The organism is Allobosea sp. CRIB-10, from assembly GCF_900112185.1.
GTDB lineage: Bacteria > Pseudomonadota > Alphaproteobacteria > Rhizobiales > Beijerinckiaceae > Allobosea.
Map to the genome: position 1 here is coordinate 452232 of NZ_FOKP01000001.1, position 23978 is coordinate 476209.

Annotated in this window: 21 protein-coding genes and 3 tRNA genes; 9 read left to right on the top strand and 15 right to left on the bottom strand. The window is 67.1% G+C overall.

Translation table 11 applies throughout. The features are described from left to right. Positions 1-10: 10 nt before the first annotated feature. From BMZ69_RS02095 to BMZ69_RS02105, 3 genes are read right to left on the bottom strand one after another with little or no spacing between them, the layout of a single operon-like run. A complete protein-coding gene (locus tag BMZ69_RS02095) occupies positions 11-1375 on the bottom strand; it encodes an amidohydrolase family protein (RefSeq protein ID WP_092154278.1) in 1365 nt (454 codons plus the stop codon). Between the two features lie 3 nt (positions 1376-1378). Next, positions 1379-2467, bottom strand: coding sequence for a maleylacetate reductase (locus BMZ69_RS02100; RefSeq protein ID WP_092154280.1), 1089 nt, complete (start codon positions 2465-2467; stop codon positions 1379-1381). A 43-nt stretch (positions 2468-2510) separates the two neighbouring features. Beyond that, positions 2511-2885, bottom strand: a complete 375-nt coding sequence (locus BMZ69_RS02105) for a Dabb family protein (protein ID WP_092154282.1) — start codon at positions 2883-2885, stop codon at positions 2511-2513. Positions 2886-3004: 119 nt separating this feature from the next. Between BMZ69_RS02105 and BMZ69_RS02110 the strand changes: the two genes are divergently transcribed. After that, complete coding sequence (locus tag BMZ69_RS02110) at positions 3005-3919, top strand: LysR family transcriptional regulator (RefSeq protein WP_092154284.1); 915 nt, start codon at positions 3005-3007, stop codon at positions 3917-3919. Positions 3920-3934: 15 nt separating this feature from the next. On the opposite strand, the gene BMZ69_RS02115 is transcribed toward BMZ69_RS02110, so the two are convergent. Then, positions 3935-4351: a DUF6220 domain-containing protein gene (locus BMZ69_RS02115; protein WP_092154286.1), complete on the bottom strand. Its 417-nt coding sequence runs from the start codon at positions 4349-4351 to the stop codon at positions 3935-3937. Between the two features lie 3 nt (positions 4352-4354). Then, positions 4355-4930, bottom strand: coding sequence for an NAD(P)H-dependent oxidoreductase (locus BMZ69_RS02120; RefSeq protein WP_092154288.1), 576 nt, complete (start codon positions 4928-4930; stop codon positions 4355-4357). Between the two features lie 86 nt (positions 4931-5016). Here BMZ69_RS02120 and BMZ69_RS02125 point away from each other — a divergent pair, with 86 nt between their 5' ends. Then, positions 5017-5904, top strand: a complete 888-nt coding sequence (locus BMZ69_RS02125) for a LysR family transcriptional regulator (protein WP_092154290.1) — start codon at positions 5017-5019, stop codon at positions 5902-5904. 201 nt (positions 5905-6105) lie between these two features. Next, positions 6106-6747, top strand: a complete 642-nt coding sequence (locus BMZ69_RS02130; RefSeq protein WP_092154293.1) for an alpha/beta hydrolase family protein — start codon at positions 6106-6108, stop codon at positions 6745-6747. Between the two features lie 216 nt (positions 6748-6963). Here the strand turns inward: BMZ69_RS02130 and BMZ69_RS02135 are convergent. Then, positions 6964-7040 (bottom strand) — tRNA-Asp (locus tag BMZ69_RS02135). 388 nt (positions 7041-7428) lie between these two features. On the opposite strand from BMZ69_RS02135, the gene BMZ69_RS02145 reads away from it, so the two are divergent. After that, positions 7429-7504: transfer RNA gene (locus BMZ69_RS02145), tRNA-Val, on the top strand. An 18-nt stretch (positions 7505-7522) separates the two neighbouring features. On the opposite strand, the gene BMZ69_RS02150 is transcribed toward BMZ69_RS02145, so the two are convergent. The 6 genes from BMZ69_RS02150 to BMZ69_RS02175 form a co-directional block, all read right to left on the bottom strand. Next, positions 7523-8605: a MerR family transcriptional regulator gene (locus BMZ69_RS02150; RefSeq protein ID WP_092154295.1), complete on the bottom strand. Its 1083-nt coding sequence runs from the start codon at positions 8603-8605 to the stop codon at positions 7523-7525. Between the two features lie 112 nt (positions 8606-8717). After that, a complete protein-coding gene (gene lon / locus BMZ69_RS02155; RefSeq protein WP_092154297.1) occupies positions 8718-11147 on the bottom strand; it encodes an endopeptidase La in 2430 nt (809 codons plus the stop codon). A gap of 335 nt (positions 11148-11482) precedes the next feature. Continuing rightward, complete coding sequence (gene clpX / locus BMZ69_RS02160) at positions 11483-12751, bottom strand: ATP-dependent Clp protease ATP-binding subunit ClpX (protein WP_092154300.1); 1269 nt, start codon at positions 12749-12751, stop codon at positions 11483-11485. Between the two features lie 273 nt (positions 12752-13024). Continuing rightward, entirely contained in the window at positions 13025-13648 is a 624-nt protein-coding gene (locus tag BMZ69_RS02165) for an ATP-dependent Clp protease proteolytic subunit (RefSeq protein ID WP_092154646.1), read from the bottom strand. 146 nt (positions 13649-13794) lie between these two features. Beyond that, positions 13795-15228 (bottom strand): trigger factor, encoded by a 1434-nt coding sequence (gene tig, locus BMZ69_RS02170; protein WP_092154302.1) that lies wholly within the window; start codon positions 15226-15228, stop codon positions 13795-13797. Positions 15229-15312: 84 nt separating this feature from the next. Then, a tRNA-Leu gene (locus BMZ69_RS02175) sits at positions 15313-15397 on the bottom strand. A gap of 167 nt (positions 15398-15564) precedes the next feature. On the opposite strand from BMZ69_RS02175, the gene BMZ69_RS02180 reads away from it, so the two are divergent. The 3 genes from BMZ69_RS02180 (at position 15565) to BMZ69_RS02190 (ending at position 19160) form a co-directional block, all read left to right on the top strand. Then, a complete protein-coding gene (locus BMZ69_RS02180) occupies positions 15565-17010 on the top strand; it encodes a multicopper oxidase family protein (RefSeq protein WP_092154304.1) in 1446 nt (481 codons plus the stop codon). A 67-nt stretch (positions 17011-17077) separates the two neighbouring features. Next, positions 17078-17947: a 3-deoxy-8-phosphooctulonate synthase gene (gene kdsA / locus BMZ69_RS02185; protein ID WP_092154307.1), complete on the top strand. Its 870-nt coding sequence runs from the start codon at positions 17078-17080 to the stop codon at positions 17945-17947. Then, a complete protein-coding gene (locus tag BMZ69_RS02190; protein WP_092154309.1) occupies positions 17940-19160 on the top strand; it encodes an MFS transporter in 1221 nt (406 codons plus the stop codon). The genes kdsA and BMZ69_RS02190 overlap by 8 nt, the downstream gene beginning before the upstream one ends. 4 nt (positions 19161-19164) lie before the next feature. On the opposite strand, the gene queF is transcribed toward BMZ69_RS02190, so the two are convergent. Beyond that, positions 19165-19620, bottom strand: a complete 456-nt coding sequence (gene queF / locus BMZ69_RS02195; RefSeq protein ID WP_092154312.1) for a preQ(1) synthase — start codon at positions 19618-19620, stop codon at positions 19165-19167. Between the two features lie 158 nt (positions 19621-19778). Between queF and eno the strand changes: the two genes are divergently transcribed. Next, positions 19779-21062, top strand: coding sequence for a phosphopyruvate hydratase (gene eno, locus BMZ69_RS02200; protein ID WP_092154314.1), 1284 nt, complete (start codon positions 19779-19781; stop codon positions 21060-21062). Between the two features lie 78 nt (positions 21063-21140). Beyond that, complete coding sequence (locus tag BMZ69_RS02205; protein ID WP_092154316.1) at positions 21141-22064, top strand: DMT family transporter; 924 nt, start codon at positions 21141-21143, stop codon at positions 22062-22064. Here BMZ69_RS02205 and BMZ69_RS02210 read toward each other — a convergent pair. Together BMZ69_RS02210 and tgt are read right to left on the bottom strand one after the other, a co-directional pair. Then, positions 22035-22829 carry a hypothetical protein gene (locus tag BMZ69_RS02210; RefSeq protein ID WP_244543166.1) on the bottom strand — a complete coding sequence of 265 codons (795 nt, stop codon included), beginning with the start codon at positions 22827-22829 and terminating at the stop codon, positions 22035-22037. The two genes, BMZ69_RS02205 and BMZ69_RS02210, sit on opposite strands and share 30 nt — an antisense overlap. Beyond that, positions 22826-23947: a tRNA guanosine(34) transglycosylase Tgt gene (tgt, locus tag BMZ69_RS02215; protein WP_092154648.1), complete on the bottom strand. Its 1122-nt coding sequence runs from the start codon at positions 23945-23947 to the stop codon at positions 22826-22828. Before tgt ends, BMZ69_RS02210 begins: the two co-directional genes overlap by 4 nt. Between the last annotated feature and the right edge of the window lie 31 nt (positions 23948-23978).

Here is a 23978-nt window from a genome sequence, read left to right on the forward strand (position 1 = left end):
TGCGTTGTCCTCAAGCTGCCCGTTGCCCGCGGCGAAGCCCTTCGACGATCCGCGCGCCCGAGGCGGCGAGCCGGGCGAGCTTGCCCTCCAGCCCTTCGGCCAGCAGCTTTCCATCCCGCTTGACGAAGCGGCCGGCGATCATCACCGCCTCGACGTCGCCGCGCCCGGCCTGCATGACCACGGCGGCGGCGGGATCGTGCAGCGGCTGCAGATGCAGCGCGCGGGCGTCGATGAGCGTGATGTCGGCCTGCTTGCCGGGCGCGAGCGAGCCGATGCGGTGATCGAGCCCGAGCATGCGCGCGCCCTCGATGGTGATCCAGGACAGCGCCTGCCGGACGGGAATCGTCGAGGTCGGCGGGATGGCGCCAGTCCGTCGGCGGCTCTCGGCATTGTCGAGCGCGCGCTGCATGCCGAGGGCGATGCGAGCAACGCCCATCATGTCTCCGGCCAGCACGGATTCGAGATCGACGCCGAGCGAAGGCGCCATGCCGCGCGCCAACAGCCGCCCGGTGATCGGGAAGCCGTGGCCCTGTGTCATCTCGTTCTCCGGCGTCACCGAGAAGGAGGCGCCGAGATCGACCAGTTGCCCCAACAGCTCGTCCGGCAGGTCGTTGCCGTGCACGATGTTGATGCCGGGCCCGACCAGCCCCTCGGCGATCAACTGCTCCCAGCCGCCTGGCGTCCTGGCCGCGCCGCCGCCCTGGTGCATCGACGCGACGAGGCCGAATTCGCGCGCCAGGCGGAAGTCGGTGCGCGCGACCTCCATCGTCGCATAGTGCGGGCCGAGAATGGCGAGGCCGAGCGTCAGCAGGCCGTCATCGCCGGCGAAGCGGCCGCGCCGCAGACGCTCGATCTCGGCGCGCGGATGCGGCACCTCCGAGAAATGCGGCTCGCCGGGCTTGGGATCGGGCTTCGGCGAGCCGTGGAAGAACGCGGCGCGGATACCGCTCTCGGCCAGCGCCTCGACCGCGGCATCGGTATGCGCAGGCGTCGGATTATTGTGGCACCAGTCGACCAATGTCGTGGTGCCGGCATCGATCTGGCCGAGCGCGCCCATCAGCGTCGCGATGCCGATATCGTCAGGCTCGAACAGCGTCGCGAGCCCGGCATGGATCCAGCGGAAATATTCGAGCAGCGTCCAATTGGCCGCGAGCCCGCGCAGGCCGGTCTGCCAGCTATGCATATGGGCGTTGACGAAACCCGGCACGGCGATGCGCCCGGCCGCGTCGACGCGCTCGGCATCCTCGGCCTCGATACGGGGTGCGATCGCGGCGATCCTGCCATCAACGACGAGGATGTCGCCCCGCTTCAGGTCGCCGATGGCTGCGTCCATCGAGAGGATGGCAGCGCCGGAGATGAGGATGCGGCGGGCCATAGCTCAGGCCGCCTCGTCTTCGGTGGCGGCAGCGCGAGGCCGCTCGCCGGCGAAGGCCCTGGCGAGCAGGTCGCGGATGCCGTCTCGCGTCACGGGGCGCGGATTCCAGTAGGGATTTTCGACCGCGATGTCCGCCGCTTTGTCGATACCGCTCTGGGGCATGCCGAGCTCGGCCAGCGACAGCGGCACGCCGAGCGCCCGCACCAGATCATAGAGGCCCTGCGCCGCATCGGGAGCCCCGAGCGCCCGGCAGATCGCCGCCATCGCCTCCGGCGCGGCCGGCGCGTTGTAGGCGACCGCATGCGGCAGCACGACGGTGTGCGTCTCGGCATGGGGCAGGTCGAAGCTGCCGCCGAGCGTGTGGCAGAGTTTGTGATGCAACGCCATTCCGACCGCGCCGAGGCAGCAGCCGCAGAGCCAGGCGCCGTAGAGCGCATGCGAGCGTGCCTCGATATTGGCCGGCTCATGCACCAGGATCGGCAAGGCTGAAGACAGCGTGCGGATGCCGTCCTGCGCCATCAACGAGATGATCGGATTGCGGTCCCTGGCATAGAGCGCCTCGACGGCATGAGCCATGGCGTTGACGCCCGAGGTCGCCGACAGCATCGGCGGCAGGCTGAGTGTCAGGTCGACGTCGTAGATGACCGTCTCGGGCAGCACGTCGAGCGAGCGGATCGTCGTCTTGCGGCCGCCCTCCGTCTGGCCGAGGATCGGCGTCATCTCCGAGCCGGCATAGGTGGTTGGGATCACGACCTGCGACACGCCGGAGCGCAGGGCGAGCGCCTTGCCGAGCCCCGTGGTGGAACCGCCGCCCAGTGCCACGACGCAATCGGCTCCGGTCTCGCGCAAGGTATCGAGCGCCCGCTCCGTCACCTCGACCGGCGTGTGCATCGTCGCGTCGTTGAAATATCCCGCCAGGGCGGAGCCGAGCAGCGCACCGAGGCGCTCGCCCGCGGTCGCCTGCTGCGGCGTCGTCAGCACCAGCGCCCGCCGGGCGCCGAGACGTTCGACCTCCGCTGCGACCTCCTTGATCGTGCCGCGCCCGAAGCGCACCCGCGACGGCAGAGCCTCATAGGCGAAGGTCTCGATCATCGAAGGCTCCTGGCGGATCAGGCGTTGATCGGGCGGCGCCGGCTCACTCGCCGGCGACGATTTCCTGGCGGTGATGCAGATCGCTTGCGGCGAAGACGGGAGCGTCGCCGTCGGCGAGATAATCGACCTGGAAGCGCGCGATCCGGAGATCGGCGAGTTCGTGCCGGACTCTCAGATGCTCGGGATGGCTGCCATAGGCTTCGAGCGCAGCCCGATCGGCGAACTCGCTGACCAGCACGACGTCACAGGCATAGTCGACGCCGCTGACGTCGGCGCCGATCTCGATATGGGTGAGCCCTTCGATGCGGCCCCGCAGCCCCTCGAAGGCAGCCTTGACCTTGGCGCGGGCATCGGCGCGCTCCATCGGCGTGTCGCCGCGCAAGCGCCACATCACGATGTGGCGGACCGGACCTGGCATAGGCGTTTCCTCGACCTTCGGCCGTCATTCTCGGGCCGTCGTTGTCCCGAGAGTTAAGACTTGCGAAAGTCGGAAATAAAGCCGAGCTTCAGGAACTCTCTTTTACGCAAATCGGAAATATGGACCGCTTCACGCAGATCGAGGTGTTCGTGAAGACGGCGGAGCTGCGCAGCCTGTCGCGCGCAGCGGAGGCGCTCGGCATGTCGAACGCCGCCGCCAGCCGGCACCTCGCTGCCCTGGAGGAGCGCCTCTCCGCCCGGCTGGTGGAGCGCAATACGCGCCGTCTCTGGCTGACCGAGGCGGGGGAACAGTTCTACCAGCGCAGCGGCGCGCTGCTGACCGAACTCGGCGAGGCGGAGAGTGCGGTGAACGCCCACACGTTGGCGCCGCAAGGGGTGCTGCGCGTCACCAGCTCGCTCTCTTTCGCGACGATCTATCTGGCGCCGATGCTGCCGGCCTTCCGCCGTCTCTATCCCAAGCTCAGCGTTCACATCGCCGTCGCCAACCGCTATCTCGACTTCATCGAGGCCGGCATCGACGTCGCCATCCGCACGCGCCTGCACGAGCCCGACAGCAACATCGTGGTGCGGCGGCTCGGGCGCATGCGCCGCGTCCTCGCCGCTTCGCCGGCCTATCTGGAAGAGCGCGGGCGTCCGATCGCCCCGGCCGACCTCGCCCAGCACGACATGCTGGTCTACAACCTTGCCGCCGACCCGTTCTCGCTGCGCCTGACCAAAGGCGACAGCGAGCGGATCGTGCGGATCGGGGCGGCGCTCGACTGCAATGACGGGCAGGTGATCCGCCAGGCCGCGATCGCAGGGCTCGGCATCCTGATCCAGCCGCTCTACATCGTGCAGGCCGACCTCGATGCCGGGCGTCTGGTCCCGGTGCTGCTCGACTGGCAGCTGCCGACGCTGACCATGAACATCGCCTATCAGAACCGCGATCATCTGCCGGCCAAGATCCGGGTGTTCAACGAGTTCCTCGTCAATCACGTGCGGTCCACCTCGAACAGCCAGATCTGGTCGGCATAGCCGCCTGTCCGCGCTTCACGCAGATTGCCGGCGCCGGCACATCGCGGCGCGGCGCTCGACCTTGGCGGCGAGCACGAGGCTCGCGACGAGCAGCAGCGCGCCGTTGAAGGGATGAAGCGAGAGCAGTGCAGGCGTCGCCACAGCCGCCAGCGCCACCTGGATCAGGTAGAGCAGGACGACCAGCCCCGCCCACCAGCCAAAGCCCCGCAGCCGCGCGATGACGAGAGCTCCGACGAGCAGCGCCGCCGCCGGGAGGACCAAGACTCCGCCGAAGCTCGCATGCAGCCCCCACAAGCCGCTATTCCCGGACAGGGACGCGCCGGCGCTGAGAAACTGGAGGAGAATGCCGAGGGGCAGAGTCCGCGCGGCCACGGCGAACCAGCGCGGCGTGCCGCGATCGAGCTCGGCAAATGTATCATGCTCGGTCTCCATGGCTCACGCCGCCTCCCGGCCTGTGGTCGCGGTGGCGGCGATCCAGCCCGCGAGCGTGGCGGCGTAGTCGGCGGCAGCGGCTTCGAGCGCATCGGGGAGAAGCTTGTCCGCCTCATAGACGATGAAGGGATCGCTCCAGGACAGACCGCAGCGATGGGCGGTGGCGCGCAATGGCGCCAGAAGATCGATCATGGCGAACATGTTGCGGCCGCCGGGGCGATAGGCGTCGGGGACGTTGCCGGCAGTCGCCGCCAGCATCAGCGGCGTGCCTTCCAGCGCCCTGCCCTCGGCCTCGTAGGCGAGATAGAACATGCGGGTGAGCACCGCGTCCTGCCAGGCCTTCAGCAGGGCCGGCGTGGAATACCACTGGATCGGGAACTGCAGCACGATGCGGTCGGTCGCGAGCAGCCGGGCGGCCTCGCGCTCGCCGTCGCGGACCATGTCGATACCCTCCGGATAGAGCGCCTGCATGTCGACGACCTCGACGCCCGGGATGCCGGCGGCGGCCGCGGCCAAGGCGGCATTGGCCCTGGATTGCGAGAGATCGCGGTGAAACAACAGAATGAGTGTCTTGGTCATCGTCGCCTCCTGGTCTGACCAGGGGACGATGCCGGCATGCGATAAATTACTCCAATCGATTATCGATCTATTCTATCATCCACCTCATGAATTTAAGAGCACTCGACCTCAATCTCCTCGTCATCCTCGACGCCCTTCTCGACGAGGCGCATGTCAGCCGCGCGGCCGACCGGCTCGGCCTGTCGCAACCGGCGGCCTCCGCGGCGCTGCAACGTTGCCGGCATCTGTTCCGCGACGAGCTTCTGGAACGCGGCCGCGGCACCATGTATCTGACCGCCAAGGCCGAAGCCTTGCGCGCTCCCCTGAAATCGCTCCTCTCTGGGGTGACCGAGCTGGTCGACCCGCCGCAGATGCCACTTGCAGAGATGCGGCAGACGCTACGGATCACCACGGCAGACTATCCGGCGCTGATCGTCATTGCGCCGCTCCAGCAGGAATTGCAGCGTGCGGCGCCCGGCATCGACCTGGTGATCCAGCCCTGGCATGGCGCGGATGCCGCCCGTGCCGCCTTGATGGATGGCACCAGCGATCTGGCCATTTCCGTGCTCCCGCCGGCCGAGGACGACCTCCATCGCGAGGAGCTGCTGACGGAGCATTATCTCGCCGCCATGCGGATCGGCCATCCCGCCGCAGATGGCTTCGATCTCGAGGCCTGGCTCGCCTACCCGCATATCCTGGTCTCGGGGCGCGGCGACACGCGCACGCCGATCGATGCCGAACTGGCGAACCGGGGATTGTCGCGGCGCGCCGGCCTGGTCGTGCCGAGCTTCCAGATGGTCCCGGCGCTGCTGCGGGGCTCGGACATGATCGCCCTGCTGCCGTCGCGGGTCTTGGCCGAGTTCGACGGATTGGCCGCCTTCCCCCCGCCACTTCCGATACCCGGTTTCACGCTGCATCTGGCGTGGCATCGACGGCGCGCAAAAGATGCCGCTTTACAGTACGTCGCCGGAATCCTCGTTCGATTGCTGCGGTGATCCGGTGGCTCGCCTGCGAAGCATGCGGGTCGCTCGGGAGGTGGTCACGACGCTCGCCCCGGCGGATCGCCATCGAAGTGCGCGATCGGCCATAGTGCCCGGCCGCAATCGCCGGCATGTCCGTGGCGTGCTGGCGCCGACAGGCAGGCGCAGTAAGATTTCCGGCAATCAGCAAGTAGTCTGTCAGCACAGGACGGTACGATGTTCCTTTTCGACGGTCCCGACGAAGCGGGAATCACCATCATGCTCGCCCATGGCGCCGGGGCCCCGATGGATTCGCCGTCGATGGTGGCCGCGGCCAGGGCATTGGGCAGCGCGGGCTTCCGTGTCGCACGCTTCGAGTTCGACTACATGGCGGCGAGGCGGGCCGACGGGCGCCGCCTGCCACCGCCTCGCGCCGAAAAGCTGAATCCGCAATACATCGCCGCCGTCGACGCGCTCGCCGCGAAGGGCCGCCTCATCATCGGCGGCAAGTCGATGGGCGGGCGCGTCGCCAGCATGGTCGCCGACGAGCTCTTCGCGGCTGGCCGGATCCATGGGCTTCTGTGCCTGGGCTACCCTTTTGACCCGCCCGGCAAGCCGGAGCAGCTGCGGACCGCTCATCTCGCCGATCTGAGGACGCCAACGCTCGTCACACAGGGGACGCGGGATGAATTCGGCACCCGAGACGAGGTCTCGGCCTACACGCTGTCTCCGCAGATCGAGCTTCTATGGCTCGAGGATGGCGATCATGATCTGAAGCCGCGCAAGAGCCTCTCCGGCTTCTCGACGGCCGACCATCTGAAGACCATGGCCGAGACGGTTTCGGATTGGGCCGGGCGCGTGATCGGCCACCCTGGCTGACGACGATCCCCGTCCTCGGCGCCATGAAGCCCGGCTACCGCGGCGGCGCCTGAAGGCCAGGCCACTCTCGCGGCGGGCAATATCGCCACTGTTCCTGACGTCGATGCATGCCGCCGCGATGGCCGAGCGACACTCGGACCGAAGAAACCGTGGCCGACAATGTAACGGGGCAAAGTAATCGAAGACCGCCTATTCTAGCTAAGTCTTTGATTTAAATGGCGCGGGCGACGGGGCTCGAACCCGCGACCTCCGGCGTGACAGGCCGGCACTCTAACCAACTGAGCTACGCCCGCGCGGGCGGCTGAGGAACTCGTCCCCGGCGGCGTTGGGATTATGGCCCCCGGCCCTGACTGTCAAGCACCGAAGCCGTCAAAATGTTGATCATCTCCAAAGTCCGGGGAAAGAGGCCGAAACCGACGATTTTTCACACCTCCCACGGGCACTGCACGGCGCGATCCACGGCGAAGCTACACCAGTAAGGCGAATCCCTGCCACTATGAGCCCAGCAGCGCCGTTCCTGCGCGGGGTACAGCTCGGTTGGTTGGAGTGCCGGCCTGTCACGCCGGGGGGCGCGGGTTCGAGCCGCGTCGCCCGCGCCTTGTGGTTCAAGACAGGCCAAAGCTTCGCAAGATCGCTTCTGCGGCTTGCGAAGCCGGCCCCGTGGTCTTAAACGGCGGGCAAGGGCGGTTAGCTCAGTCGGTAGAGCGCTTCGTTTACACCGAAGATGTCGGCGGTTCGAGCCCGTCACCGCCCACCAGCCTTTCCTGAGGGCTGCTTACGCCGGCAGCATCCAGAGCGTGTGGACCTTTCCGTCCTGGCCGAAGCCGATACCGCATTGCAGGGCCCCCTTGGCGAACTGCGCCTCGTAGACATCGACCCCGTCCTCGCCGATGCGGCGCAGTGCCAGCTCCTGGAGACCGCCCTTCGATTCGAGCTCGGCGCTGACGATCGGCTGTTGCTCGCGCACGATGTCCGCCAGCTCCTCGCTCAGAAGCTCGAACGGCATGGTGCCGCGTTGCTGCTGTTCGAGGAACTCGCGCAAGGTCTCCTCGCTGCGCGGATGCGGAACCCGATCGCGCACCCGCGCGCCGAGCTCGTCCCGCTGGCGCTTTGCTTCCGCCTCGTCGATGCGCGTGGCGAGAGCTTCGTACCCACCCTGATGCAGGGTCAAGGATTCGGCCCGGCCGTCCCCGGCGGGCGCGAAGGCGAGCTGGGCCGGTACGACCTTCAGGAAGAAATTGCTATCGCTTTCGGCAAAGAGCTCGACTTTGGGCTGGCCTGTCAGCTGCAGGAAGAAGCGGTCGCCTTCCAGGGTCACGGCCATGATCTGGCCAGCTGGGTGTCGGTAGAAGCCGATGCAGCGCTCGAAGCGGCGCGGATCGAGCTTGATCTCGGTACGCGGCCGCGCCTGCTCGTAGCGCCGCCAGGCGACGGTATCGGTGTTGTTCTCAGTCATGTTGGTCTCCTTCGCGAGCCGAATCAGTTCGTCGGCGGTGAGGGAGGTGCCGGTGGCGAGCTTGGCCTGCGCAGCGCGGACGAGCGCAAGACCCTGCTCGGCCCGCTCGCGCTGCTCGGCGAGCAGATCGTGCTGGATGCCGAGGATCCCCGCGAGATCGATGGCTTTGCCCTGCAGCAGCGCGGTGATCCGCTGCAGGCTCAGGCCCAGCCGCTTCAGTGCCAGGATCTCGTGCAGGCGGGCGATCTCGTCGGCGCCATAGAGACGCCAGCCCTTCTGCGTTCGCCGCGGGCGGATCAGGCCGTGCTCCTCATAGAGCCGCAGGGCCCGCTTCGACAGCCCGATCCGGGCCGCGCACTCATTGGCTTCCAGCCAGATCTCACCCTTGCTTCGCATGCTCATCGGCACCTCCTGAAGCAGCGCTAGGCTATGACGCAGGGTGCGGCTCAAGGGCCTGCCAAGAAAAAAGGCCGCCGGCGGGTGCCGGCGGCCTCTTCATTCGCGAGCGCGGGGTTCAGTGAGCGACGCTGGCCGCAGCCGTGTCGTCTTCACTGCCCTTGGGCACGGGCGCCTTCAGGTCCTCTTCCCAGACGATCGGCGTCGGCTGGCGCACCAGCGCGTGCTGGAGCACCTGGTCCATCCGCGAGACCGGGACGATCTCCAGCCCGTTCTTCACGGACTTCGGCAGATCGACCAGATCCTTGGCGTTGTCCTCCGGGATCAGCACCTTCTTGATGCCACCGCGCAGAGCGGCGAGCAGCTTCTCCTTGAGGCCGCCGATCGGCAGCGCCCTGCCCCGCAGCGTGACCTCGCCGGTCATGGCGACGTCGCGGCGGACCGGGATGCCGGTCATGACCGAGACGATCGCGGTGGCCATGCCGATGCCCGCCGACGGACCATCCTTCGGGGTCGCCCCCTCGGGAAGATGGACGTGGATGTCGCGCCGGTCGAACAGCGGCGGCTCGATGCCGAAATCGATGGCGCGGGAGCGGACATAGGACGCCGCCGCCGAGATCGATTCCTTCATCACGTCGCGCAGATTGCCGGTGACGGTCATCTTGCCCTTGCCGGGCATCATCACGCCTTCGATCGTCAGCATCTCGCCGCCGACCTCGGTCCAGGCCAGGCCGGTGACGACGCCGACCTGATCCTCGGTCTCCGCCATGCCATAGCGATAGCGCGGCGGACCGAGATAATCCTCCAGCACCGCGGGCGTGACCGCGACCTTCTTCTTCTTCGACAGCACGATCTCCTTCACCGCCTTGCGGACGGTGTTGGCGATCTCGCGCTCAAGGTTGCGGACGCCGGCCTCGCGGGTGTAGCGCCGGACCAGCGTCGTCAGGGCCTCGTCGTCGATCGACCATTCCTTGGACTGCAGGCCGTGCTTGGCGATCGCCCCCGGGATCAGGTGGCGGCGCGCGATCTCGGCCTTCTCGTCCTCGGTGTAGCCGGCGATGCGGATCACCTCCATGCGGTCCAGAAGGGCCGGCGGGATGTTCAGCGTGTTCGCCGTGGTCACGAACATCACATTCGACAGGTCGTAGTCGACCTCGAGGTAATGGTCGTTGAAGGTCGAGTTCTGCTCGGGATCGAGCACCTCGAGCAGGGCCGCCGACGGATCGCCACGGAAGTCCTGGCCCATCTTGTCGATCTCGTCGAGCAGGATGAGCGGGTTCGAGGTCTTGGCCTTCTTCATCGACTGGATGATCTTGCCGGGCATCGAGCCGATATAGGTGCGGCGGTGGCCGCGGATCTCGGCCTCGTCACGCACACCGCCGAGCGACATGCGCACGAACTCGCGGCCGGTCGCCTTGGCGATCGACTTGCCGAGCGAGGTCTTGCCGACGCCCGGAGGGCCGACGAGGCACAGGATCGGGCCAGCGAGCCGGTTGGCGCGCTGCTGCACGGCGAGATACTCGACGATGCGGTCCTTGACCTTGTCGAGGCCGAAGTGATCGTCGTCGAGCACCTGCTGGGCTGCGGCGAGGTCCTTCTTGATCTTCGACTTCTTGCCCCAGGGTATGCCGAGCAGCCAGTCGAGATAGTTGCGCACGACCGTGGCTTCCGCCGACATCGGCGACATCTGCCTGAGCTTCTTGACCTCGGCGAGCGCCTTGTCGCGCGCTTCCTTGGTCAGCTTGGTCTTGGCGATGCGCTCTTCCAGCTCGGCCAGCTCGTCACGGCCTTCCTCGCCGTCGCCGAGCTCCTTCTGGATCGCCTTCATCTGCTCGTTGAGATAGTACTCGCGCTGGGTCTTCTCCATCTGGCGCTTGACGCGCGAGCGGATCCGCTTCTCGACCTGCAGCACCGACATCTCGCTCTCCATCAAAGAGAGCACCTTCTCGAGCCGGTGGGCGACGTTCATCACCTCCAGCACGGCCTGCCGGTCGGCGATCTTGACTGCGAGATGCGAGGCGACCGTATCGGCGAGCTTGGCCGGCTCGTCGATCTGGGAGACCGCCGCGACGATCTCGGGCGAGATCTTCTTGTTGAGCTTCACATAGTTCTCGAACTCGCTGACCACCGAGCGGGCAAGCGCCTCGACCTCGACCTTCTTGCCTTCTTCCTCGGCAAGGGCCTCGGCCTGTGCCTCGTAGAAGTTGTCGGTCGCGGTATAGGTCGTCGCCTTGGCCCGGCCGATGCCCTCGACGAGCACCTTCACGGTCGAGTCGGGCAGCTTCAGGAGCTGCAGCACGCGGGCGAGCGTGCCGATTTCGTAGATGTCTCCGGTTTCCGGATCATCGTCGCCGGCATTCTTCTGCGTGGCGAGCAGGATCAGGCCATCATTCTTGACCACCTCCTCGAGCGCACGAATGGACTTCTCGCGGCCGACGAAGAGCGGCACGATCATGTGCGGGAAGACGACGATGTCGCGCAGGGGCAGGACCGGATAGGTGTCGGTCGTGCCGGGGACGAGCGGAGCGCGGGGCGTCGAGCCAGTCATGTCTAGTCCTTCACGTTTTCGCCCGGCCGACCCCTTGAAAGGCAATCGAGCGGACGTACCGCGCGGCGCGACCATTCGCGCCAGGCGCCCCTGCCGGCCGCGCCCTCGACAGGCACGCGACTCTAACAGGTGATCATAAGGTGGATGCTTCGGCGCCGGCTTTCAAGCGACGCCTGACGCAGTCCACCGCCGCTTCCGCCGCAATCGCTGCACGAGACCGTGATGGCCAAGGCAAGGCTGGGACAGTTTCGGGGCAGCTGCGACCACCCTAGCCCATAAAGCAAAACGCGCGCCGAAAGGCGCGCGTTCCGAACTGAACCAGAATCCGGTTTCGCTCAGGCCGAGGCCGACTTGGTCTCTTCCTCACGGTCCGCATAGATGAAGAGCGGACGCGACTTGGATTCGACCGCTTCCGGCCCGATGACGACCTGCTCGACGCCTTCCAGCCCCGGCAATTCGTACATGGTCTCGAGCAGGATGCCTTCCATGATCGAGCGCAGGCCACGGGCGCCGGTCTTGCGCTCGATCGCCTTGCGCGCGATCAGGCTGACCGCCTCGTCGGTGAAGGTGAGCTCGGTGTCCTCCATCTCGAACAGGCGCTGATACTGCTTGACCAGCGCGTTCTTCGGCTCGGTGAGGATGGTCTTGAGCGCGGCCTCGTCGAGGTCCTCCAGCGTCGCCAGCACCGGCAGGCGGCCGACGAACTCCGGAATAAGGCCGAACTTGAGCAGGTCCTCCGGCTCCACCTCGCGGAAGATCGCGCCGGTGCGCCGGTCGTCCGGGGACTTCACGGTCGCGCCGAAGCCGATCGAGGTGCCCTTGCCGCGGCCGGAGATGATCTTGTCCAGCCCGGCGAAGGCGCCGCCGCAGATGAACAGGATGTTGGTGGTGTCAACCTGCAGGAACTCCTGCTGCGGATGCTTGCGCCCGCCCTGCGGCGGCACGGAGGCGACAGTGCCTTCCATGATCTTCAGCAGCGCCTGCTGGACGCCCTCGCCCGAGACGTCGCGGGTGATCGAGGGGTTGTCCGACTTGCGGCTGATCTTGTCGATCTCGTCGATGTAAACGATGCCGCGCTGCGCCCGCTCGACATTGTAGTCGGAGGCCTGGAGCAGCTTCAGGATGATGTTCTCGACGTCCTCGCCGACATAGCCGGCCTCGGTCAGCGTCGTCGCATCGGCCATGGTGAACGGCACGTCGAGGATGCGGGCGAGCGTCTGCGCGAGCAGCGTCTTGCCCGAGCCGGTCGGCCCGATCAGCAGAATGTTCGACTTCGCCAGCTCGACGTCGTTGTGCTTCGTCGCGTGGCTGAGCCGCTTGTAATGGTTGTGGACAGCGACCGAGAGGACCTTCTTGGCGTGGTCCTGGCCGATGACGTAGTCGTCGAGAACCTTGCGGATCTCCTTCGGGGTCGGCACGCCGTCCTTCGACTTCACCAGCGCGGATTTCGATTCCTCGCGGATGATGTCCATGCAGAGCTCGACGCATTCATCGCAGATGAACACGGTCGGGCCCGCGATCAGCTTGCGGACCTCGTGCTGGCTCTTGCCGCAGAAGGAGCAGTAGAGCGTGCTCTTCGAATCGCCGCCGCTGGCCTTACTCATGATGCTTCTCCATCTCGGAGGACGAAATCCGCCACCGAAAAACGGCGGGCTGATGTCGTCTCCCCGTCATAATAGGCGCTCAGATCACGATTATTAGGTTAACGCGTCGCTCTGGCGCAGGCGGCGACGAAACTGACCCAAAACCGGACCGCTCGAGCGCCTTGCCGCGCCCTTCAGATGCCCCATGCAAACATGGGGCCTAGTCTTCAGGCAATATGGCCCTTCGAGAGCCGCTCGCCAACCCACAGGCGCGTGTCGTCTCGGTGACAGCCGTCAGGCCGCCGCCTCGTCCGCGCGCTTGTCGATCACCTTGTCGATCAAGCCGAATTCCTTGGCCTGGTCGGCGGTCATGAAATTGTCGCGCTCCAGCGCCGCCTCGATGTCCTCGTAGGAGCGGCCGGTGTGCCTGACATAGATCTCGTTCAGGCGCCGCTTCAGGCTCTCGACCTCGCGCGCATGAATGAGGATGTCGGTGACCTGGCCCTGGAAGCCGCCGGAGGGCTGGTGGACCATGATGCGGGCGTTCGGGAGCGCAAAGCGCATGTCCTTGGCGCCGGCGGTCAGCAACAGCGAGCCCATCGAAGCGGCCTGGCCGACGCAGAGCGTCGTCACCGGGCAGCGGATGAACTGCATGGTGTCGTAGATCGACAGGCCCGAGGTCACCACGCCGCCGGGCGAGTTGATGTAGAAGGAGATTTCCTTCTTCGGGTTCTCGGCCTCGAGGAACAGCAGCTGCGCCACGATCAGCGACGCCGAGTAGTCCTCGACCGGGCCGGTCAGGAAGATGATGCGCTCACGCAGCAGGCGCGAATAAATGTCGAAGGCGCGCTCGCCGCGGCTCGACTGCTCGACCACCATCGGGACGAGATTGTTGTAGGTCTCGATCGGGTCACGCATCATCGTCGGTCCTTGGGGTCAAAGCGGGCGGGAATCAGCCGATAGCGGCGAAGACCCCACATAAGCATGCCAATCGCGGCTGAAAAGGGAAACGCCGCCCGACTTCGAAGCCGGGCGGCGCGAGCATCTCAATCAGACGGCGAGGATCAGGCCGAAAACTCGTCCGTCGTCTCGGCCGCAGCCTTCTTGGTCTTCTTCGCCTTGGCGGCCTTCGGCTTGGCCTCGGTGGCGGCCTCGTCCTCGTCGTCGGCGAAGAGCGCCTCGCGCGAGACCGACTTGTCGGAGACCTTCACCTGGCCGAGCAGATGGTCGACGACCTTCTCCTCGAAGATCGGGGCGCGGATCTCGGCCAGCGCCTGCGGGTTCTTGCGGTAGAACTCCCAGACTTCCTTCTCCTGGCCCGGGAACTGGCGGGCGCGCTGGATCAGGGCCTGTGTCACCTCGTCATCCGAGATCTGGACCTTGGCCTGCTCGCCGATCTCGGCCAGCACCAGGCCGAGGCGCACGCGGCGCTCGGCGATCTTGCGGTACTCGGCGCGGGCCTCGTCCTCGGTGGTGTCCTCGTCGGCGAAGGTCTTGTTGGCGTTCTTCATGTCCGCCTCGACCTGGCTCCAGACCGCGGAGAACTCCTGCTCGACCAGGGTCGGCGGCAATTCGAAGCTGTACTTGCCGTCGAGCGCGTCGAGCAGGGCCTTCTTGACCTTGCGGCGCGACTGCTCGCCGAACTCGCGGCCGATCTGCTCGCGAATCGCGGTCTTGAGCGCGTCGAGCGATTCCATGCCGAAGCCCTTGGCGAGCTCGTCGTCGATCTTCAGCTCGCCCGGAGCCTGGACGTCGTCGACGGTGACGGCGAACTCGGCAGGCTTACCGGCGAGATGGGTCGCGGTGTAGTTCTCGGGGAAGGTCACCGAGACGGTGCGCTGCTCGCCCTTCTTGACCCCCTCGAGCTGCTCCTCGAAGCCGGGGATGAACTGGCCGGCGCCGAGCTCGAGCGGGATTTCCGAACCGGTGCCGCCGTCGAAGGGCTTGCCCTCGAGCGTGCCGACAAAGGAGATCAGCAGGCGGTCGCCCTTGGCGGCCTTGGCGCCGTCCTTCTTCGATTCGAAGGCGCGGTTCTGCGAGGCCATGCGCTCCAGAGCGGCGTCGACATCGGCTTCCGGAACCTCGGCGACGGGCTTCTCGAGCGCGACGTCGGAGACATCGACGACCTCGATCTTCGGCAGCACTTCGAGCGCGACGGTGAAGGCGAGATCGCCCTTGGCTTCCATCGCGGCCTCGATCTCGTCCTTGTCTTCGGGGAACTTGATCTGCGGCTCGAAGGCGAGCTTGAGTTCGTTGTCGGCGACGATCTTCTGGTTCGCCTCGTTGACGGCGTTCTGGACCACGTCGGCCATGACCGAGCGGCCATAGAGCCGGCGCAGATGGCCGACCGGGACCTTGCCGGGGCGGAAGCCGTTGATCTTGGCCTTGCCCTGCAGGTTCTGCAGCTCGCCATCGAGCCTCGACTTGAGGTCCGTGGCGTTCAGCACCACCTGGAATTCGCGCTTGAGGCCCTGGGACAGGGTTTCCGTCACGTTCATTGTTCGATCCGCCAACAGCTCGTTACTTCAATGTCCAAAGCGCGACGCCGGGTGACCGCCGCCGCGCTCGCGAAACTTGCATCCTGGTGCGGGCGAAGGGACTCGAACCCCCACGACTCACGTCGGCGGAACCTAAATCCGCTGCGTCTACCAGTTCCGCCACGCCCGCCGACCGGGTGCGCCACACGCAGTCGTCGCGACAGCGGCACCGTAGGCCGCGCCGCTATAGCATTTCGAGCGCGTCATGCAGCAAAAAAATGCGACATTTCTGCGAAGGCCGCTCGCGCAAGGCTTTGCGCTCGCCAGAACGGCCCCGACCGGGCTATGTCCCGGGGCATGAGCAAAGACGCATCACTGCGGGCCTCGCGCCTCCATCCCAGCCGCCGCCAACTCGTCGCACAGGGCGCCGGACTGGCGACATTGCTCGCGCCGCTGTCGACGCTCGCTCAACACGTACCCGCCGCTCCGCAGGCGGCTTCGACTGCCGCCCCGCGTAACCTCGTCGCGTCTCCCGCCAAGGTGCGGCTGCGCCCTGCGCCGGCGCCCGAGACGGAGATCTGGGCCTTCGACGGCGCAACGCCCGGCCCGGTCCTCAAGGTGAAGCAGGGCGAGAGCTTGCGTCTCAGCCTACAGAACCGCACCGACAAGCCGCTCGCTCTGCACTGGCACGGCCTGCGCGCCGACCACGCCATGGACGGCGTCGGCGGCTTCAGCCAGGAACCTGTGCCGCCGGGCGGGCAATTCGAATATCAGCTGGCGCCGCCCGATCCCGGCACCTTCCTTTACCGCCCGATGCTGCTCGGCGGCTCGTCCGAGCCGGCCGGCCGCGGATTGTCCGGCATGCTGATCGTCGAGGAGAAGGAGCCCCCGGCGGTCGATCTCGATTTGCCGGCCCTGATCGGCGACTGGCTGCTCAGCGATGACCAGAAGCTGCTGCCCTTCGCCCCCGACGGGCAGGACGGCGCCGCGGCCGGCCGGCTCGGCAGCTGGCTGACCGTCAACGGCAAGCCTCCGCCGCTGCCGATCAAGCTGCCGCCGGGAGCCCGCGTCCGCCTTCGTCTCGCCAATGCCTGCAATGCCCGGATCATGCGGCTGCGCTTCGACGAGATGAAAGCCTTCGTCGCGGCGGTCGATGGCCAGCCCACCGAGACCTTCGAACCGGTCCGGGGCCAACTGCCCTTCGCGCCGGGCACACGCTATGACATGATCTTCGACATGCCCGAGACGGTTGGAGCGGCGGCCAGCGTCACCGCACTCATCGGCCCGGGCGTGCCGCTGGTGCGTTTCGTCAGCGAGGGCTCAGCGAAGTCGGCGCGTCCGGCGATCGCCGGCATGCCGCTCAACCCGGCGCTGCCGGCTGCGGTACGACTGCAGGACGCCAGGCGCTCCGAGATGATCATCGAGGGCGGCGCCAGGATCACGCCGGAGAACAAGCTCGACCTCGCCGGGCTCGACCTTGCGAAGCCGTGGACCGTCAATGGCGGCCAGGGCGATCCGAAAGGCAAGCCGCTATTCAGCGTCAAGCGCGGCGCGCCCGTGGTGATCGGCATCACCAACAAGACCGCCTTCCTGCAGCCGCTGCATGTCCACGGCCACAGCTTCCGCCTGCTGCACCCGCTCGACGATGGCTGGGAGCCCTATTTCCTCGACACGGTGCAGATTCCCGAGGGCAAGCGCCTGCACATCGCCTTCATCGCCGACAATCCCGGGCGCTGGCTGATCTCCTCGACGGTGCTGGAGCGCTTCGACCGCGGGCTGTGGAGCTGGTTCGAGGTGACGTGACGCAGCGTCGGCTTGTCACGGCGGCGGGCGGCTTCTAATACCCCCGACCTTGAGCAAGGAGCGCGCCATGACCGCCAACGCCATCGTCACCGTGGGCGCCGACCTCGCCAGGCCCGTCCGCTTCGGCAACGGCCTGCCGCTCGCCCTGATCGCCGGCCCCTGCCAGATGGAGAGCCGCGATCACGCCCTCGAGGTAGCACTGGCCTTGAAGGAAATCTCCGACAAGCTCGGCATCGGCCTCGTCTTCAAGACCTCCTTCGACAAGGCCAACCGCACCAGCGTGAAGGGCCAGCGCGGTGTGGGCTTGGAAGCCGCCCTGCCCGTCTTCGCCGAGATTCGCGAGCGCACCGGCTTACCAGTGCTCACCGACGTGCACGATGCCAGCCAGTGCGCGCCGGTGGCCGAGGTGGTCGATGTGCTGCAGATCCCGGCCTTCCTCTGCCGGCAGACCGACCTGCTCGTCGCCGCGGCGAAGACCGGCCGCGTCATCAACGTCAAGAAGGGCCAGTTCCTGGCGCCTTGGGACATGGTCAACGTCGCCGCCAAGGTGACCGAGAGCGGCAATCCGAATGTGATGCTGACCGAGCGCGGCGCTTCCTTCGGCTACAACACGCTGGTCACTGACATGCGCGCTTTGCCGATCATGGCGGAGATCGGCGCCCCGGTGATCTTCGACGCCACCCACTCGGTGCAGCAGCCCGGCGGCAAGGGCGCCTCCAGCGGTGGCCAGCGCGAATTCGTGCCGGTGCTGGCGCGTGCCGCGGTCGCGGTCGGCGTCGCCGGCGTCTTCATCGAGACCCATCCCGACCCCGACAACGCCCCGTCGGACGGGCCGAACATGGTGCCGCTGCGCGACTTCCATGCGCTGATCGCAGAGCTGCAGGAGTTCGATCGGCTTGCCAAGCGCACGGCGCATTCTACGCTGGCGTATGTCTGAGACGTCAGCCAATCCGGCTCCTCCCGTCACGCCCCCACAAGGTTCGCTGAAGTCGCTCATCCTCGTTCTCGGGGCGTGTGGCTTCGCCTCGACCTTCACCATGCGGCTGCTCGACCCGCTGGTGCCGACACTGGCAGCGCAGTTCGGGCGCAGCATCGCCCAGGTCGCCGCGGTCGCGACCGCCTTCTCCTTCGCCTATGCCATCGGCCAGCCTTTCCTCGGGCCGATCGCGGATTCGCTCGGCAAGCTCAGGACGATCTCGACCTGCCTCGGTGCGCTCGCGCTCCTGTCGCTCGCCGCGGCCTTCGCGGGCTCCTTTGATATCCTGACCGGCGTGCGCATGGTCGCGGGGATCGCGGCCGGCGGTATCATTCCGGTGGCGATGGCAGCGATCGGTGACCGTGCGCCGATGGCCGAGCGGCAGATCATGCTTGGCCGCTTCCTGGTCCTGATGATCATCGGGCAAATGGTCGGCGCCGCCTGCTCCGGATTGATCGCCGAGCATCTAGGCTGGCGCTACGTCTTTGCGATGGCCGCCAGCGTCGCCGCAATCGCCGGCGCACTGGTGGTCCTGGTACTGAAGCCGAGGCCGAATGCCCAGCGCGCGCCGCTCAGTTTTTCCGGCGCGCTCGCCAATTACGCGGCCGTCTTCGCCAACCCTCGCTCGAAGCTGCTCTACGGGCTCGTCGTCGTCGAGGGCAGCCTGATCTTCGGCATGCCACCCTATATCGCCGCGATCCTGCACGAGCGCGCTGGTGTCGGCCCGTCCCAGGCCGGGCTCGTCATTGCCGGAACCGGGCTCGGCGGCATCATCTACGGCGTCCTGACCCGCATCCTGGTCGAGCGGCTCGGCCCGACCCGGATGACCACGCTGGGTGGCATCGTGATGGGCCTGGCCTATGTGCTGTTCTCGCTCGCCTTTCTGCCCTGGTGGAGCGCGATCGCGATCTTCACGCTGAGCGGCTTCGGCTTCTTCCTGATGCACGGCACCTTCCAGGCGCTGGCGACGGAACTCGCGCCGACGGCCCGCGGCTCGGCCGTCGCGCTGTTCGCCTGCGCGCTGTTCTGCGGCCATGCGCTCGGGCCGGTGCTGATGGGCGCCGCCCTGCACCTGTTGGGGACCAGCGGCGCGATCCTCGTCTTTGCCGTCGGCATCGCAGTGCTCGGCGTGCTGGCTCCACGCATCCTGCCGCTAGCGGGGAGCAGGACCTGAAAGGTCAGCGCCCGCGATAGGGCGCGACGCCCTGGTCGGGCAGCCACAGGCCTTTGGGCGGCTCGCCGGTCTGGAAGAAGACATCGATCGGGATGCCGCCGCGCGGATACCAGTAGCCGCCGATGCGGAACCATTTCGGCTCGAGCAGCTCGACCAGCGTCTTGCCGATGCCGACGGTGCAGTCCTCGTGGAAGGCGCCGTGGTTGCGGAAGGCGCCGAGATAGAGCTTGAGCGACTTCGATTCGACCAGCCAGTCGCCCGGCAGATAGTCGATCACCAGGATGCCGAAATCGGGCTGGCCGGTGACCGGGCAGATCGAGGTGAACTCGGGGCAGGTGAAGCGGGCGAGATAGTCGGTGCCGGCATGCGGGTTCGGCACGCGGTCGAGGCGGGCTTCCTCCGGCGAGCGCGGCAATTCGCTCGCCTTGCCGAGCTGAAGGGTCGAGGCGTCGATGGTCATGGCGTAATCCTAAGCAAGTGGGCGCCCATCGATGACGGGCGCTGAGTTGCCGCGGCTTTTAATGCCGGGCCCGGATAAACGCCACCGCCCCTTCCCGTCGCCGCCGGTCTTGTCTAGAAGCGCGGCATCGCTAGCCCACCTCAGCTCCGGAGCCTGACATGACCGCGATCATCGACATCATCGGCCGCCAGATCCTCGATTCCCGCGGCAACCCGACGGTCGAGGTCGATGTCGTGCTCGAAGACGGCTCGATGGGTCGCGCCGCCGTGCCGTCGGGCGCTTCGACCGGCGCGCATGAAGCCGTCGAGCTGCGCGACGGCGACAAGAGCCGCTATCTCGGCAAGGGCGTGCTGAAGGCGGTCGAGGCCGTCAATGTCGCGATCGCCGAGGCGCTGGTCGCGATGGACGCCGAGGACCAGACCGCGATCGACCAGGCGATGATCGAGCTCGACGGCACGCAGAACAAGAGCAAGCTCGGCGCCAACGCCATTTTGGGCGTCTCGCTCGCCGTCGCGAAGGCCGCGGCGGACGCCTCGGGCCTGCCGCTCTATCGCTATGTCGGCGGCACCTCGGCCCGCGTCCTGCCGGTGCCGATGATGAACATCGTCAATGGCGGCGCTCATGCCGACAACCCGATCGACTTCCAGGAATTCATGATCATGCCGGTCGGCGCGCCCTCCTTCGCCGAGGGGCTGCGCATGGGCGCCGAGGTCTTCCACACGCTGAAAAAGGCGCTGCACGACGCCGGCCACAACACCAATGTCGGTGACGAGGGCGGCTTCGCGCCGAACCTGAAGTCGGCCGAGGCTGCGCTCGACTTCGTCATGGCGGCGATCGAGAAGGCCGGCTACCGGCCGGGCGAGGACATCGCGCTGGCGCTCGACTGCGCCGCGACAGAGTTCTTCAAGGACGGTGCCTATGTCTATGAAGGCGAACGCAAAACCCGCGATCCCAAGGCGCAGGCCAAATACCTCGCCAAGCTGGTCGCCGGCTATCCGATCGTCTCGATCGAGGACGGCATGGCCGAGGACGATTGGGACGGCTGGAAGGCGCTGACCGACGCCGTCGGAACCAAGTGCCAGCTGGTCGGCGACGACCTCTTCGTCACCAACGTCACGCGCCTGTCGCAGGGCATCAAGGCGAAGACGGCGAACTCGATCCTGGTCAAGGTCAACCAGATCGGCACGCTCACCGAGACGCTCGCCGCCGTCGAGATGGCGCAGCGCGCCGGCTACACCGCCGTGATGTCGCATCGCTCCGGCGAGACCGAGGACGCGACCATCGCCGACCTCGCCGTTGCGACCAATTGCGGGCAGATCAAGACCGGCTCGCTCGCCCGCTCGGATCGGACGGCGAAGTACAACCAGCTCCTGCGCATCGAGGAGGAGCTCGGCGCGCAGGCGGTCTATGCCGGCCGCTCGGCGCTGAAGGCCCTCGGCTGACGCCATGCTGCGCCGCAATAGGCGGCGCCATGCGGTTTGGCCCCTAACGACAGCTCCGGCATCGCGCTAAGCCGGAGCATGCATCAAGCCGTTCCGCTTTCCGACGAGAAGCTGCGCCGGCGCCGGCAGCTCGCCTTCGCCGGCATGGCCGTCGCCATGCTGATCTTCGGGGCCAATTTCGTCGTCAGCCGCCACGCCGTGCTGAACGGCCTGTCCTCGCACGACATGCTGGCGCTGCGTTTCGTCACCGCCGGCTTCCTGCTCCTGCCGAGCTTCATGATGGCCGGCGGCCTGCGCGATTGCGCCGGCCTCGGCTGGAAACGCGGCCTGATCCTGGCGGTGATGAGCGGCTTCCCGATGAGCTTCCTGCTCATGACCGGGCTGACCTACGCTCCGGCGGCGCATGGCGCCGTGATCGGGCCCGGGACCGTCACGGTGATCGGCATCGTCGGCAGCGTCGTCCTGTTCGGCGCGATCCTGACGCGGCAGCTCGTGCTCGGCGTGGCGGCCGTGCTCATCGGCCTCGCCTGCCTCGGCATCGCCGGCACCACCCATGCCAATCCCGGCATCGTCTTCGGCGATCTCTGCTTCCTCGGCGTCGGGCTGGTCTGGGGCGGCTATCCCTTGCTGATCCAGCTCTGGCGCGTCGATGCGCTCAAGGCGACGGCCGTCGTCTCTGTGCTGTCGATGGCCTATCTGCCGATCTACTTCGCCTTCTATTTCCGCGGATTCGACGTCGCGCCCTGGTGGGTGCTGCTGGCGCACGCGATCAATCAGGGCGTGCTCAACGTCATCGTCGGCCTGTGGATCTGGAGCTGGTCGACGCCGGTGCTCGGGCCATCCGTCGCCGGGCGCTTCCCACCGATGATCCCGGTCGTCGGCACCCTGCTCGCCATCCCCGTGCTCGGCGAGATCCCCAGCGGGCTGCAGATCGGCGGCATCGCGCTGATCATCGCCGGGCTGTTCGCCGCCTCATGGCGCCGCGCGGCGGCGGCGCGCTAACCTCATCAGGCCGAGATTCCAGACGATACAGACGAGCAGGCCGAGGCCGAGCGCCGGCCAGGAGCCGAGCGGCACGGCCGTCAGATGCACGAGCGCCAGCCCCAATCCGAACCCCAGCAGCCCCAGTGCGCCATTGGCGATCACGGCGGCGGTCGCCGGACCGCCGATACGCGGCTGCAGGATCGCGATCAGGCTGGAGAGCACGATCGGGAACGCGGCGAGCACTCCGGACCAGCCTGCGCCGACATGGCTGCTGATCGTGCTGACGACGCCGGCCAGCGTCGCAACCGCACCGGCGCGCAGCGGAATCACGAACCAGGGCCGGCCCGGCGGCGCCTTGGGCCGCGCCCCGAGATAAGGCCGGAACAGACGATGCAGGCCGAGATAGATCACGACCGTCAGGGCGATCGCGACGCCAACGGACGGCTCCAGCAGCCGCAGCGCGAGAATGATCGCAAACCAGGTCGCAAGCCCGGTTCCCAGGCTGACGAGCGTGCCGAAGCGCTGTGCCAGCAGGACATAGACCAGCGAGAGCCCGGCATTGGCGAGATTGGAGCCCATGCTGCCGAGCGCTCCAGCCGAGATGAAAGCCGCGTCATGGTCGAGCGCCAGGAACACGTAGACCGGGCCGGCCGAGATCGGCAGCGTCGCGATCATCGCCGCCAGCAGCGGCCCCGAGCGTTCGGCGAGCAGAGAGCAGCCGACAACAATGGCGGCCGCGACCGCCATCTTCATGAGCAACAGGCCGAGCCCGGGATCGATCACGCCGTCTCGCCTCTGGCCCAGCCCTCTTTCGTCTCAGCGATGAAGTCTTCCAGGCGGCCGGCCGCGATGGCGCCACGCAGGCCCGCCATCAGCTCCTGATAATAGGCCAGGTTCACCCAGGTCAGCAGCATCTTGCCGAGCATCTCCTCGGCCTTGACGAGATGGTGCAGATAGGCGCGCGAATAGGTGTTGGCGGCCGGGCAGGAAGATTGTGGATCGACCGGCCTGATATCCTCGGCATGCTTGGCATTCTTCAGGTTCATCCGGCCGAAGCGAGTGAAGATCTGGCCATGGCGGCCGGCCCGCGTCGGCATCACGCAGTCGAACATGTCGACGCCGCGCCTGACCGCCTCGACGATGTCGTCCGGCGTGCCGACGCCCATCAGATAGCGCGGCTTCTCACTGGGCAGATGCGGCTCGACCGTCTCGATCATCGCCAGCATCACATCCTGCGGCTCGCCGACCGCGAGCCCGCCAATGGCATAGCCTTTGAGATCCATGGCCGCGAGCTCGCGCGCGCTCTCGACCCGGAGGGCAGGCACCGCGCCACCTTGCACAATCCCGAACAGCGCCCTCCCCGCCGGATCGCCGAAGGCCTTCTTGCAGCGCTCGGCCCAGCGCAGCGACAGATGCATCGCCTTCTCGGCGACCTTGTCCTCGCAGGGCAGCGAGACGCATTCGTCGAGCTGCATGACGATGTCGGAGCCGAGCAGGTTCTGGATCTCGACCGAGCGCTCCGGCGTCAGCACATGCTTGGAGCCGTCGATATGCGACTGGAAGGTGACGCCTTCCTCGGTCAGCTTGCGCAGATTGGCGAGCGACATCACCTGGAAGCCGCCGGAATCGGTCAGGATCGGGTGCGGCCAGTTCATGAACTTGTGCAGGCCGCCGAGCCTGGCGACCCGCTCGGCCCCCGGCCGCAGCATCAGATGATAGGTGTTGCCGAGCACGACATCGGCGCCGAGCGCCTTGACCTGCTCGGGATACATGCCCTTGACGGTCGCGGCGGTGCCGACCGGCATGAAGGCCGGGGTGCGGATCACACCGCGCGGCATGCGGACCTCGCCGGTGCGGGCAGCGCCGTCCCGGCCGAGAAGATGGAAGCTGAAATCCGTCATCATGGGCGCCGGCCTAGCCCAGCGCCGCTTT